The sequence below is a fragment of the Vogesella sp. genome (assembly GCF_046297735.1).
Classification (GTDB): Bacteria; Pseudomonadota; Gammaproteobacteria; order Burkholderiales; family Chromobacteriaceae; genus Vogesella; species Vogesella urethralis.
In genome coordinates, this window is sequence record NZ_JBKBHK010000013.1 from 21,865 (window position 1) to 35,698 (window position 13,834).

Genomic DNA, 13,834 nt, shown 5'->3' on the forward strand with positions numbered 1-13,834 from the left:
GTGGAGCCGCCATGTACCAGCCTTTCTACCACGCCGACCAGTACCGCCCGCAGCACACCCCGCCCAGCTACTGGCACGCCACCACGCCGCGGCCAACCCTGGCACCCGGCAGCGGCGAGCACACGGTGGATGTGGCGATCGTGGGCGGCGGCTACTGCGGGCTGTCGGCGGCGCTGCACCTGGCACGCGACCACGGCGCCCGCGTGGCGGTGCTGGAGGCAGGCGACATTGGCTGGGGCGCCTCCGGCCGTAACGCCGGCTTCAACACGCTGCCCGCCACCAAGCACGACTACATCGGCCTGCAACGGGCGCTGGGCGAGGCTGGTGCCGCCGGCTTCATGGCTGCGCAGCAGGAGGCGCTGCAGCTGGTGGCCAGCCTGGCGGCAACAGAGGGCATCGCCACCCAGTCCTGTGGCGAAGGCAGCTACGTGGTGGCGCACAGCCCGGCCGCGTGGGCGGGCCTGCAGGCCGAACACCACGCCTGGCAGCGGCACACGCCAGTGGCCAGCCGGCTGCTGACGCGGGCCGAGTTTGCCGGCTGCGGCCACGCGGGGGAGGCGCAGTACGGCGCGCTGCACATCCTGCATGGTGGTGGCCTGAACCCGCTGGCACTGGCCAGCGGCCTGGCGCAGGCCGCGCAGCGCCACGGTGCCATCTTGCTGCCGCAGCAAGCCGTGCACGCCTGGCAGCCGCACGGCGGCGGCCACACGCTGCAAGCGGCAGACAGCGTGGTGCACGCGCGCCAGCTGCTGCTGGCCACCAACGGCTACCTGCCGGCCTGGCTGCCGCCGGTGCTGCGCCACCGCACGCTGCCGGTGATCTCCAACATCATCGTTACCCGCCCGCTGAGCGACGCAGAGTGGGGCGCCTACGCCTACCATACGGCCACGCCGATGTTCGACACCCGCCACCTGCTGAGCTACTGGCGCCGGCTGCCCGACGGCCGCCTGCTGTTTGGCGCCCGTGGCGACCTGTGCGGCGACGACGCCAGCGGCCAGCGCCAGCGCGCCGCCTTGCAGGCACAGTTGGCCGCACGCTTTCCGGCCTGGGCCGGGGTGGACATCGATTACTTCTGGCGCGGGCTGATCGCCGTCAACCGCCGCCTGCTGCCGCAATACGGCCCGCTGCCCGGCCTGCCCGGCGTGTGGTACGCCGCCGGCTGCTTTGGCAGCGGCGTCAGCACCATGCCGTGGCTGGGGCGGGCGCTGGCGCGGGCCATGGCCGGCCAGCCACCCAGCGCCAGCGAAGCCGCCTGCGCCATGCACGGCCTGGCGCCGCGGCTGCCGCCGTGGCAGGCGTGGCAGAGGCTGGGTCTGCGTCTTGCTTACACCGGTTACGCCTGGCGCGACCGTTTCAGTGAACCCGATTAAGGAGCCCCGCATGACTGCATCGATCTACCGCCCGCTGTTGGCCATCGCGCTGGCGGCTGCCAGCCTGGCCAGCCACGCCGCCGGTGTGGTGAACGTCTACAACTGGACCGACTACGTAGCCGACAGCACCAATGCCAACTTCAGCCGCGCCACCGGCATCAAGGTGCGCTACGACGTGTTCGACAGCAACGAGATCCTGCGTGCCAAGCTGATGACCGGCAAAAGCGGCTACGACGTGGTGGTGCCCTCGCACAACACGCTGGCGCTGGGCATCCGTGGCGGGCTGTTCCTGCCGCTGGACAAAGCCAAGCTGCCCAACCTCAAGTACCTGGACCCGGCCATCCTGAAGATCGTCGAGCAGTTCGACCCCGGCCAGCGCTACGGCGTGCCCAACTACTGGGGCTTCAATACGGTGGGCATCAACGTGGACAAGGTGAACAAGGCGCTGGGCGGCAAGCTGCCGGCCAACCCGTGGGACCTGATCTTCAAGCCGGAATACGCCGCCAAGCTGCAAGGCTGCGGCATCAGCGTGCTGGACTCGCCCAGCGAGTTCTTCCCCGGCGCGCTGCATTACTTCGGCTTCGACCCCAACAGCAACAAGCTGACCGACTACCAGGCGGTGGCCGACAAGCTCAAAGCGGTACGCCCGTACTACAAGGTGTTTTCCTCGTCCGGCTACTACAACCAGATGGCCAGCGGTGACCTGTGCGTGGCCATGGGCTACAACGGCGACTTCAACCTGGCGCGCCAGCGCGCCGAAGAAGCGCGCAACGGGGTGAAGATCCAGGCGCTGATCCCGCCCGGCGTGGACCTGTGGGTAGACATGTGGGCTATTCCGCGTGACGCGGCCAACGTTGACAACGCCCACGCCTACATCAACGCCATGCTGGAGCCGAAAACCGCCGCCGCCAACGCCAACCACGTGGCCTACGCCACCGCTGTGCTGGCCGCCCGCCCGTACATGAAACCGGCGCTGGTCAACAACCGCACCATCTTCCCGCAAGCGGCCGACCTGCAAGGCAGCTTTGTATCGCTGACGCAAGACGCCAAAACCATCAGCGGCTACACCCGCATCTGGCAGAAGCTGCGCAGCGGGCGTTAGCCATGCCAGGCCGGCAAAGGTGGGCCGCAAGCTCAATGCCAGTCAGTTAACTCTGACTGGCGTTTTTTTGGTTAGGGGTTTGTTGCGTTGAGGTAGGCTAGTGTGTCCGCTATGCGGACGATGATTAAATGCCGGTTCCGCCCGGCAGACGGGAAAGGGGGCGGATTGCCGCCCCCTTTTCATTCCCCCGCAACCCGGGGCTGCTCGAAACCCCGTCCAAAATGGCACGCCCCAGGCGCCGCCGAACTCGCCCCTCGCTAACGGCTCGGGGCTCAAACAAATCGGCGTCTTAAAACCTGGGGCGCACCATTTTGACCGGCTCGCGCCAACGGGATGAGGCGCTGCACTCACACCCTCCTGCTTGAAGGCCAAGCATATTCGCTTAACTGACTGGCATTAGGCCGCAAGCCGGGTTTAACGGCAAGGCAACCCTCACCCCTGGCCCCTCTCCCCGAGGGAGAGGGGAATGCTGTAGCGGTGCGTTGGAGGCGTGCTGGTCGAGCTTGTGTCCGCACGCCCGGTGCTGCGGGTTGGTGTGCCCCCCCTCACCCTGCGGGAGAGCGGCTGGGGGTGAGGGTGTGCGGCGGCCAACCTTGCCTTGTATAGACCGCCGCTGTTCATGCGCCGTGCCGCATCCGCTGGCGGCCAGACGCCACCACGGCCGATACCTGCGGCCAACCTTATAACGGCAGCGCGTGGGTGAGTTTGGCGGTTTCCATCGGCACTTCGGTTTTCACGCTTTGCACGCTGGCAATACGCGTCAGCTCGTGAGCGTGGAAGTGGCGGTACGACGCCAGGTCGGTGGTGACAATGCGCAGCAGCATGTCGCATTCGCCGGCCATCACGTGGCATTCCACCACCTGCGGCATGTCGCGCACCGCCTGGATGAAGTGGTTGGTAGTGTCGGCGTCTTGCGCCTTCAACCACACGCGGGCGAACAGCGTCAGCCCGGCGCCCACCTTGCTGCCGTCCAGCACCGCCACGTAGCGGCTGATCACCCCGGCTTCTTCCAGCAGGCGCACGCGGCGCAGGCAGCTGGACGGCGACAGCCCCACTTCCCGCGCCAGCTCTACGTTCTGCAGGCGGCCGTCGCGTTGCAGCGCCTGCAGGATGCGCCGGTCAAGGTTATCCAGCTTGATCGCATCCAATTTCAACACCTCGCAGTTTTGTGAAACAGCATTGCATTATGGCGGCAAATGGCGCGCAGTTTGCAAGCTCATTCGAACGGCATTTGCTTACACTTTTGCTACCTGCTGCCCCCGTGTTGCACCGCCGTTTCCCCCGGCTGCGGCGCGGGTGGCAGCAGCTTTTTTGCTGCGAAAGGAGCCCGCCATGACTGCCCAAACCCTGTTGCTGTTCGGCCTGACCGTCTTCCCGCTGGTGTGTACCCCCGGCCCCGACATCCTGTTTGTGGCGTCGCAGGGGCTAACGGGCGGGCGCGGGGCGGTGTGGCGTGCCAACGCCGGCATCCTCAGCGGTTATTGCGTGCACGCCTTGCTGGCGGCGTTCGGCATTGCCGCGCTGATTACCGCCTGGCCGCCGCTATTCCACGCCATCCGCTGGGCGGGCTTGGCGTACCTGCTGTATCTGGCGGTGCAGATGTTCCGCTCGGCCATGCAACCGGGCGCGCTGGCGTTGCAAGGGGCGGCCACGCAGCGGCTGTTTGTGCGTGGTTTCATCACCAGCCTGCTCAACCCCAAGGGCTTGCTGATCTATTTGTCCATCCTGCCCAACTTCATCCAGCCGGGCGAGGCGGTGGCGCTGCAGGCGCTGCTGTTGTCGTCCATCTTCATCGGCAGCTGTGCGGTGGTGTACGGCTTGATTGGCCACAGCGCGGCGCGGCTGGCGCAACGCGGTGGTATTAGCGACCGCAAGCGCCGGCTGGCAGAGGCGAGCGCCGGCAGCCTGCTGTTGCTGGCCGCAGGCAAGCTGGCGGCGTAGTGGTTGGCGGGGTTGGCCGCTAACTTGGGTTGGTCGCAGCCCTCACCCCTGGCCCCTCTCCCCGAGGGAGAGGGGAATGCTGCGTTGCTGCGGTGGTGGTGCTTGGGCTGCTGGGAGGGGTGTTGCGGCCAAGGCGCCGTGCTAGGCCAGCCAAGGTTGGCCGCAAGCTATGTTGATCAGTAGCCCTCACCCCTAGCCCCTCTCCCCGAGGGAGAGGGGAATGCTGCGTTGGTGCGGTGGGGGTGCTTGAGCTGGTGGGTGGCGTGCTGCGGCCAAGGTGGCAAGGTGCCGTGCGGGGTGTTTCTCCCCTCGCCCTATGGGAGAGGGGCTGGGGGTGAGGGTGCGCAGCGGCCACTGCTGGCGCAAGCAAGCGCAGGTGCTAGCGCGAGGTTGGCCGCATTGCGCTGTCGCCCGGCGCCGGGGTGAAGGTGAGGTGCTGCTGCAGCGTGGGGGCGATGGTTTTCAGGATCTGCACCGGCAGCGCGCTGGTGAACTTGTAGCTGCCGGCTTGCTCGCCGGCCACGTAGGCCACCATGGTGCCGAAGTAGCGGTCGCCCAGGTAGAAGGCAAAGGCGCCGGCGCGGCTGACCACGCGTTCGCCGGTTTGCGCGCCACCTTTGGCGAAGGTTTTGAAGCGGTGGTCGCCGGTGCCGGTTTTGCCGCCGATGACGATGTGGCTGCCGTCGGCCAGGTCGAAGGCGCCGTTGACGCGGCGGGCAGTGCCTTGCTCTACCACTTGCTGTAGCGCGTCGCGCACCACTTGCGCCACCTCGGGCGGCAGCACCTGTTTGCCCGCTGCCGGCCGCTGTTGCAGCGTGGTTTCGTACGGGGTGCCGGCGGCAAACTGCAGCTGGTCCAGGTAGACGGTAGGCAGGTGGCGGCCGTCTGCCGACAGGATGCCCATCAGCTCGGCCAGCGCGGCCGGGCGGTCGGCGCTGGCGCCCAGCGCGGTGGCGTAGGACGGCACCAGCGTGTCGAACGGGTAGCCCATCTGCCGCCATTGCTGGTGTACGCGGGCAAAGGCGTCTACCTCTTTCATCTGGCGGATGCGCGAGGCCTGGCCGCCTTTGGCGTGGCTTTTGAACAGCCAGCCATACACCTCTTGCCGCACGTCGGTGCTGGCTTTTACCAGCTCGGCCCAGCCGGCGCCGGGGTGGGCGTGCCAGTAGGCCACCAGCCACAGTTCCAGCGGGTGCACGCCGGCCAGATAGGCGCGGTCGGCCAGGCTAAGCTTCCCGGGGGCGTAGTCGGCGTACAGGCGCAGCAGGGTTTTTTCGTCGGCGCTGGCGGCGTTGCCGGCGTGCTGGGCGATAAACGCCAGGTATTCCGCCTGGCTGGCTTGCGGCAGGATGCTGCGGTGGATGATGGCCAGCCGTTTGGCGCGGCCGGCGGCGCGCTGGCCCAGCAGCTGGTCTACCTCGGCCAGCGTTTTGTGGCGGTACTGGTTATAGAAGCGGGCCAGGAAGGTGCGCCCTTCGCGGTCGGCAAAGCGGCGCAGGTAGGTAAGGTCGTCGGCGGGCTGGGCGCTGCCGTCTACCGGCGCCATGTAGTAGCGCACCACGTCGCGCATCAGCCGCACGTACACCAGGTTGACCGAGCGCTGCGTGGCCTCGGTAACCGACATCACCTTGCCGTTATCCTGTTTGTCGAAGTTGTTGAAGGTGTGCAGGCCGCCGCCGGTAAAGAACTGCTCGGCGGGGCTGGCGGAATACTGCCGCGCCATGGCGGCTTGCAGCATGGCTTTGAGGCTGCGGTCGTCTTGCTGGCGCAGGTAGGTAATGGCCCAGCGCGTCAGCACGGGCAGGTTGTCTTGCTGCAGGGCTTTGCCCAGCGCCGTTTTGTCTTGCGCGGCGTAGTGCTGGTGTAGCTCGCTGATCACCGCCAGGTAGGTGACCAGCGTGCGCAGCTTGGCGGTGGAGCCCAGGTCCAGCTTGACGCCTTCGTTGATGTCCAGCGGCTGGTCGAAGTTGTCGGCCTGTACCCGCACCTTGTTGCCGCCGGGGGTGCGCTCTAGCAGGGTAAAGCTGTAGGTCACGCCCTGCGGCGCGCCTTGTTGCAGCAGGCGTTCGTCCATCAGCCCGGCGGCGCGGGCGGCGTCCGGCTGGCGCAGGCCTTGTAGCACGGCGGTTATCTGGCGCTGCAGCGTGGCGTCCAGCGTGCTGTGGGCGTTCAGGTCCAGTTGGTCCAGCTCGTACATGCGTGGCACGCCCAGCAGGCTGGCCAGCTTGACGCGCACCGCGTTGCTGCCTTTTACCTGCGCCGGGGCGACGGCCCGACGCGGGGCGCGGGCGCGTTCCTGTTGTAGCGATACCGCCAGCGCGGCCTGCAACAGTGGCGGCGAGATCAGCCCGTCGCGCGCCATCAGCCGCAGGTAGCTGTCGGTAAGTGCCTGCAGCACGGCAATGTCTTCGTTCAGGTAATACGACGGGCTGCGCTGCGCAATCATCAGGCTAAGTGCCTCTTTGAACACCGCGGCGCGCTCGGCCAGCGGCACTGGCGACTGCGCCGCCAGCGCCCGGTTTACCTCGCCAAAGCTGCGGCCGTACCACGCCCACATGCCGTCGCCAATGCCGGCGATTTCGCCTATGCCCGGCCGTGCGGCCAACGGCACCGTGTTGAGGTAGCGCAGCACCAGCTGGCGGCGGGCGGTGAGGGTGTCTTCGCCAAAGCGATAGGCGCGCACCGAGGCCGATAGCATCTGGCGCAGTTTTTCCTGCTCGGACGCGGTGCGGCCGCCGGGCGAGTGGCGGTATTTTTCGATCTGCGTGGCCAGCGTGCTGGCGCCGGCCGGGCGGTAGCCGGGGCTGAATACGTGGGTGGCCTTATCGAACACGGCTTTGCCCAGCCGGCTCCACTCCACCGTGGGGTTGCGGGTGGGGCTTTCCTGCTGCAGCAGGGTGCGGTTTTCGATATACAGCAGGCTGTCTACCAGCAACGGCGGCAGCGCGGCAAAGTCGGCATACACCCGCTGCGGAAAGCGCGACTGGTACAAAGGTTGGCCGCGGCTGTCGGCCAGCGTCAGCCCGGCCTGGTCTTTTTCGGCGTAGGGCACAAACAGCCCCAGCGGCAGCAGCGGCGCGGTAATGCCATGATCGGCCAGCGCCAGCATTGGCTGCGATTGCACCGCCTGGCTATGCACCTGGTAGCCGCGCTGCTGCAGCCGCTGCACGTACTGCGGCAGCTGCGCGTAGCCCAGCCGCACATCGTACGGCCCGCCCGGCTGCGGGTAGCGAATGGCCTGGCTGGGCCCCGGCTGCACGCTGTAGGTAGCGTCGCGCGCCACGCCGGCAAAGTAGCGCGCCTGCAGCCGAGAGTGTTCCAGCTCGTCCAGCAGCCACCAGGTGGCCACCCCGCCCACCAGCAACAGCAGCACGGCACCCTGCAGCACCCGCACCCCCGATACCTGCAACAGCGGCTTGATTTTGGCTTCCGAATTTTCCATGACGTTGCCCCTTATCAACGAACACGGCATCAGACAGTAAAGGCAGCACCAAGGTTGTGCAGTATTGGCACGTTGGCTATCGCATGGGGCTGCCTATTTCGAAGCATAGCCAGCCCGCCAGCGGTGCAGCGCTTTTTATTGCAAGCATGGTGGGGGCGGGGGTAGTTACACCCCTCGCCCTGTGGGAGAGGGGCTGGGTGTGAGGCGCGTTGCGGCCAACCTTATCTAAACAAGCACTTAGCGCCGCACCTGCGTCACAATCCAATAAACTTCCATTATTGATATACGTATTGCATCAATAGATTTCATGCCATAAGCTGGCAAAAAATTTATTGAAATACGCAGATGGCAAGCAACGATCAGGTCCACCTCACCGGCTACAGTGGCAATATTCAGCAACTTAGGCGTTACCAGCGCTATAGCCGTTACGACATCTCGCAGCTGTTTGAGCCGGGCTGCAGCTTTAGCCCCGGCGCCGGGCGCTGGGGCATACCCGGCATTGTGGAAACGCCCAAAAACAGCGGCCAGTTTGTGTTTTTGGTGACGCTAGGCCCGCCCACCGACGGCAACCCCTACCAAGACGCCATTACCGCAGACGGCTACCTGATTTGGGAATCGCAAAGCCGCCACGACTTTGCCTCGCCGCTTATCCAGCAGCTGCTGCAACACGACCCGGCGCAGCGCGCTATCCACCTATTTTTGCGTGGCAACCGTCACGACCAATACGCCTATATGGGCGTGCTGGCCTACCACGACCACCACCCCAGCAAACAAAACCCGGTGCACTTTGTTTGGCAAATCCTGCATTGGGACCTTAGCCCCCAGCAGCTGACCGACATGGCGCTGCCGTACCGCGCCGCGCTGAACCCGCTGTACCAGCCCACCCCGGCCAAGCCGCTGCCGCCATTGCAGCGGGTAGACCCCCCTGCGGTCAACCCTGCACCTAAGCGCGGCAAAGCCAAGCACGCTGCGGCCAACATCGACTGGGCCGCCCGCGACCAACGCAACCGCGACCTAGGCCTGCGCGGTGAACGGCTGGTACTGCAATACGAAATCGCCCAGCTACAGCAACAAGGCCACGCTAAGTTGGCCGCGCAAGTAAAGCATGTGGCACTACACAACGCGGCCGCCGGCTACGACATTGCGTCGTTTTACCCAGACGGCCGCGCCAAATTGATCGAAGTAAAAACCACCCAAGGCCCGGCCGACACGCCGTTTTATATTTCGGCCAACGAGGTAAACGTGTCCAGCGAACACCCCGACGCCTACGTGCTGTACCGCGTGTATGGGCTAAGTGAAGATGCCGACAGCGTGCAGTTTTTTGAACTGCCGGGGCCGGTGGGGCAGCACTGTCAGTTAGAAGCGGTGAGTTTTAGGGCGAGGGTGGGGTGAGGTTTTGATGTGTCTATAAAAGTGGGGGCGATTCAGTTGCTTTTGTCCAGAATTGGCCGATAAGCGCATCAAAAAATTGCAGCCCTGCTGGCGGTACGAAAGCAGCAGAGTGATACCATTGAGTAATTTAATGTCATAGGTCAAATTTTCCTAGAGAGAAGAGTACAACAATGTCATTTCCTTTCCTCGTGTGGAGTGTTTTATGGAATACGTTGTTAGTGCTCGAGTTGCGCAGTTCGACATCCAAGCCTTGACCAATCTGGAGGTGCCACGAAAACAAGCTATTGTTCCGTTGTTGAACTTGCGTGGAGATAACCTGAACCACATCAACAGGTTTGCATCTCAGTGGGGTGACTATTCCTTTATGTTTGACATCTCTCGCTTTGCCGCAGATGAAGATTGCCAGTTGATTCTCCAGCATGGGCTGAATAGTCCTGAGGCGCACTTTGCCAGCAAGCGCGCCATGTTTGACTATGTCAAAGGTCTTAATGACCAGATGATTCCTGTTGTTGGATGGCAAGAAACGGATAGTCTTAGGGATATCACTCAATTTCTGCTCGGGCTAGATCGCGACTATGGCCACATTGCCATTCGTGTCAGCCTGCCTCAGGCTAATGCTGTGACTGTGCTCAGATCTCTCCTGGCTACTGCGCCAGATACCAGCAAAATCAGCGTCGTATTGGATTTTGAATCGATTGCACGTAACGGCGTGCCTGATGCCGGGCCGCGAGGTGATGTTGCCGCGTTAATTCAAGAGTGTGCTGCACTTGGTGTACGCAATATCGTTCTGCTTAGCTCTTCGTTCCCGGTCGATCGTCCAGTAAATGGCACTGCGCGCTTGGTGCCATGCGCTGACATTGTTTGGCAGCAGCAACTTCGCCGGCATTTCGAAGGGTTGCCCATTGTTTATGGTGATTATGGTGCGACCGACCCCAATGCGAATGTCGATTTCGTACCAGGCATGAGCATTATCCCATTTGCCAACTACTATCTGCCATTGGAGTGGTGGCAGAAGCGCTTAGGGCGCGACAAAGAGTTTGAAAACTATGTCACGCTAGCTGAGGAAATCTGCAGTCTCGCCAGTTTTCATGGGGAGGGATTTTGCTGGGCAACAAGGGAAATTGTGCGTATTGCCACGACAGGTGATCAGTATGGCAGCAATGGTAAGTGGAATGCCTACAAGATCAATCAGCACATCTGTGCTCAATTAGATGTGCTTAGAGCCCCTGCTTATGGTGTTGTAGAAGAGGAGGACGAGGAGTAATCCTTGTCCTTGTAACGAATTTTCAGGCGTTCCAGCACCTTGCTACGAATCGCCTCAATGGGGAGTGTGTCGGCAATGCGTCGGCGCGCTTCCCTGATTCGTTCCTTACGTATTACTGGCAGTCCTTGCTCTTGGCATAGCTCGTCAAGCTCTTCACGCCACAAGAAACCCGTCAGATCGTATGGATCCACCAGTTTGTTCTGACGCGCCTCACGCAATACCGCCATTCCACCCAGATCATCCACAATCATTACGCCAACCTGGGGCATGGACAATTCCAGCGCCTTCATCACGTGCTTGTTGTGGCAGCACAGCCAAACAGTGTCAAATACCCGCAAGTAAGCCTCATGTTGATCGGGCCAGCGCTGCATAGTGTCTGCGGCTGATTTGATCTCGTAGGCGGTGAGTTGGCCATTCGCATGAACCAGGTCGGCACGATTGCGCTTTTCAACAAAGCAAAGCTCATCAATCAGCACATCGTTTTGATGGTGTTGGTGGAAATTCAACACCCACTGACGAAGTTGATGGCGAATGTGGTCTGGCGTATTCATTGGCAAATTATATGTCACACATGGATCAATCGGACAGAGCGTGCCGCAAGTAGGATGTCGAGTTGGGTCTTCATGCTGAAATGTCCCAGCTTTTGTGGCCACTGTCGGATGACTGGTGAACATCATAAAGCTGCTGGCTAAAGCATCCAACCCAGATGGCTGCTTCGGCCGATAAGCGGCCCCGCTACCACCATGGCTGTATTTCCCATCGGCTGGTAGGGAATGAAAATGGCCTCCAAACTTGGAGGCCATTTGCTAAGCTGAGTACAGCGAGCCGAATCCCAAAAATCTAGAAGAGTGGGAAATATCTAGATATTCGTGGGATCCTACAGGATTAAACATCAATATTCCGCGCAATCAACGCATTGCTCTCGATAAACGCGCGGCGCGGTTCGACGTTGTCGCCCATCAGGGTGGTAAACACGTCGTCGGCGGCCATGGCGTCTTCGATTTTCACTTTCAGCAGGCGGCGTACGGTGGGGTCCATGGTGGTTTCCCACAGTTGTTCCGGGTTCATCTCGCCCAAGCCTTTGTAGCGCTGGATGGATAGGCCCTTGCGGGTTTCGCCCAGCAGCCAGTCCAGTGCGTCGCCAAATTCGCTTACCGGTTTGACCGTTTCGCCGCGTTTTACCTGGGCGCCGTCGCGCAGCAGGCCGTGCAGCATGTCGCCGGTTTTGGCCAGTACGTCGTAGTCGGCGCTGTCCAGGAAGGTTTGGTCGATGGCGGTCACCATCACGTTGCCGTGCAGCATGCGGGTGATCTTGATCAGCCAGGCGTCGTTTTTCTCGTCGCGCAGCACGTCCAGTTTGATCAGCTCGGCCGGCAGGTGGGCGCTCAGGCGTTGTACGGCGTCGCGGGCGGCGGCGTCGCTATCCACGGTGATGCGGCCAACCTTCATCAGCGCGTGCAGTACCAGCGGGTCTACTACGCGGCTTTCGCGGTCGATGGCGGCGCGGGCTTGCAGGTACTGGCGGGCAATTTCGCCCAGTGTGTCGCCAGACAGCGGGGCTTCGCCGGCGGCAGGGCTGAGCTCGGCTTTGTCCAGTGCCAGTTGCAGCAGGTACTGGTTCAGCTCGTAGTCGTCCTTCAGGTAGCGTTCCTGCTTGCCGTGCTTGGCCTTGTACAGCGGCGGCTGGGCGATGTAGATGTGGCCGCGCTCTACCAGCTCGGGGGTCTGGCGGTAGAAGAAGGTCAGCAGCAGGGTGCGGATGTGCGCGCCGTCCACGTCGGCATCGGTCATGATGATGATGCGGTGGTAGCGCAGCTTGTCCGGGTTGTATTCGTCTTTGCCGATGCCGCAGCCCAGGGCGGTAATCAGGGTGGCCACTTCCTGGCTTTGCAGCATTTTGTCGAAGCGGGCGCGTTCCACGTTCAGGATCTTGCCTTTCAGCGGCAGAATGGCCTGGAACTTGCGGTCGCGGCCCTGCTTGGCAGACCCGCCGGCGGAGTCACCCTCCACCAGGTACAGTTCGGACATGGCGGGGTCTTTTTCCTGGCAGTCTGCCAGTTTGCCGGGCAGGCCCAGGCCGTCCATCACGCCTTTGCGGCGGGTAATTTCGCGGGCTTTGCGCGCGGCTTCACGGGCGCGGGCGGCTTCCACGATCTTGCCGGTGATGATCTTGGCTTCGTTGGGGTTTTCCAGCAGGAAGTTTTTCAGCGCTTCGCTGATCACTTCGTTCACCACGGGGCCGATTTCGCTGGAGACCAGTTTGTCTTTGGTCTGGCTGCTGAACTTGGGGTCGGGCAGCTTTACCGACAGCACGCAGGTCAGGCCTTCGCGCATGTCGTCGCCGGTGGTGTCCACCTTGGCTTTTTTGGCCACTTCGCTTTCTTCGATGTAGCCGTTCAGGGTGCGCGTCATCACCTGGCGCAGGGCGGTAAGGTGGCTACCCCCGTCGCGCTGCGGAATGTTGTTGGTGAAGCACTGCACGTTTTCCTGGTAGCTGTCGTTCCACTGCATGGCTACTTCGACGGTCATGCCGTCTTTTTCGCCAATGCCGTAAAACACTTTGGGGTGCAGCGCGTTCTTGTTGCGGTTCATGTACTGCACGAAGCCGGCCACGCCGCCGCTGAAGGCAAAGTTTTCTTCTTTGCCGCTGCGTTTGTCGATCAGGGTGATGGCCACGCCGTCGTTCAGGAACGACAGTTCGCGGATGCGCTTGGCCAGGATGTCGAAGTGGTATTCCACGTTGCCGAAGGTTTCTTCGCTGGCGCGGAAGGTCACTTCGGTACCACGGTGGGTGGTGTGCCCGGTCATGGTGAGCGGGGCCACGGCTTCGCCACGGCGGAATTCCATTTCGTGTACCTGGCCGTTACGCCAGATTTTCAGCTTCAGCCAGTCGGACAGCGCGTTCACTACCGATACGCCCACGCCGTGCAGGCCGCCGGAGATCTTGTAGCTGTTGCTGTCGAACTTACCGCCGGCGTGCAGGATGGTCATGATGACCTCGGCTGCCGAGCGGCCTTCTTCCGGGTGAATGTCGGTAGGGATACCGCGGCCGTTGTCTTCCACCGAGATGGATTGATCCGGATGGATGGTGACCTTGATGGTGTCGGCATGGCCGGCCAGCGCCTCGTCAATGGCGTTGTCCAGTACTTCGAACACCATGTGATGCAGGCCGGTGCCGTCCTGGGTGTCGCCAATGTACATGCCGGGGCGCTTGCGCACTGCGTCCAGACCTTTCAGTACCTTGATGCTGTCCGCGCCGTATTCCTGTTCGCTCATAAACCCACTCTTGTTTCTTTCTGTCCGGGGCGGTTGCCCCACTGTTT

9 protein-coding genes are annotated in these 13,834 nt (G+C 62.6%); 5 read left to right on the top strand and 4 right to left on the bottom strand.

All coding sequences use genetic code 11. From position 1 onward, the window contains the following. The first annotated feature begins 11 nt into the window (after window positions 1–11). A complete protein-coding gene (locus tag ACK4FZ_RS14070; protein ID WP_409821890.1) occupies window positions 12–1,370 on the top strand; it encodes an NAD(P)/FAD-dependent oxidoreductase in 1,359 nt (452 codons plus the stop codon). A 10-nt stretch (window positions 1,371–1,380) separates the two neighbouring features. Continuing rightward, entirely contained in the window at window positions 1,381–2,472 is a 1,092-nt protein-coding gene (locus tag ACK4FZ_RS14075) for a polyamine ABC transporter substrate-binding protein (protein WP_409821892.1), read from the top strand. 680 nt (window positions 2,473–3,152) lie between these two features. Here ACK4FZ_RS14075 and ACK4FZ_RS14080 read toward each other — a convergent pair. Continuing rightward, window positions 3,153–3,620 (bottom strand): Lrp/AsnC family transcriptional regulator, encoded by a 468-nt coding sequence (locus ACK4FZ_RS14080; RefSeq protein WP_206210818.1) that lies wholly within the window; start codon window positions 3,618–3,620, stop codon window positions 3,153–3,155. A gap of 184 nt (window positions 3,621–3,804) precedes the next feature. Here ACK4FZ_RS14080 and ACK4FZ_RS14085 point away from each other — a divergent pair, with 184 nt between their 5' ends. Beyond that, window positions 3,805–4,413: a LysE family translocator gene (locus ACK4FZ_RS14085; RefSeq protein WP_409821894.1), complete on the top strand. Its 609-nt coding sequence runs from the start codon at window positions 3,805–3,807 to the stop codon at window positions 4,411–4,413. Between the two features lie 379 nt (window positions 4,414–4,792). Here the strand turns inward: ACK4FZ_RS14085 and ACK4FZ_RS14090 are convergent, their stop codons facing one another. After that, a complete protein-coding gene (locus ACK4FZ_RS14090) occupies window positions 4,793–7,855 on the bottom strand; it encodes a transglycosylase domain-containing protein (protein ID WP_409821896.1) in 3,063 nt (1,020 codons plus the stop codon). Window positions 7,856–8,200: 345 nt separating this feature from the next. Here ACK4FZ_RS14090 and ACK4FZ_RS14095 point away from each other — a divergent pair, with 345 nt between their 5' ends. Both ACK4FZ_RS14095 and ACK4FZ_RS14100 read left to right on the top strand, forming a co-directional pair. Beyond that, window positions 8,201–9,247 carry a DUF3427 domain-containing protein gene (locus ACK4FZ_RS14095; protein ID WP_409821898.1) on the top strand — a complete coding sequence of 349 codons (1,047 nt, stop codon included), beginning with the start codon at window positions 8,201–8,203 and terminating at the stop codon, window positions 9,245–9,247. 202 nt (window positions 9,248–9,449) lie between these two features. After that, window positions 9,450–10,511, top strand: a complete 1,062-nt coding sequence (locus tag ACK4FZ_RS14100) for a beta family protein (RefSeq protein WP_409821900.1) — start codon at window positions 9,450–9,452, stop codon at window positions 10,509–10,511. Here the strand turns inward: ACK4FZ_RS14100 and ACK4FZ_RS14105 are convergent. Further along, window positions 10,478–11,314: a sce7726 family protein gene (locus ACK4FZ_RS14105; RefSeq protein WP_409821902.1), complete on the bottom strand. Its 837-nt coding sequence runs from the start codon at window positions 11,312–11,314 to the stop codon at window positions 10,478–10,480. The genes ACK4FZ_RS14100 and ACK4FZ_RS14105 overlap by 34 nt on opposite strands. Window positions 11,315–11,396: 82 nt before the next feature. Next, window positions 11,397–13,787 (bottom strand): DNA topoisomerase (ATP-hydrolyzing) subunit B, encoded by a 2,391-nt coding sequence (gene gyrB / locus ACK4FZ_RS14110; protein ID WP_409821904.1) that lies wholly within the window; start codon window positions 13,785–13,787, stop codon window positions 11,397–11,399. Between the last annotated feature and the right edge of the window lie 47 nt (window positions 13,788–13,834).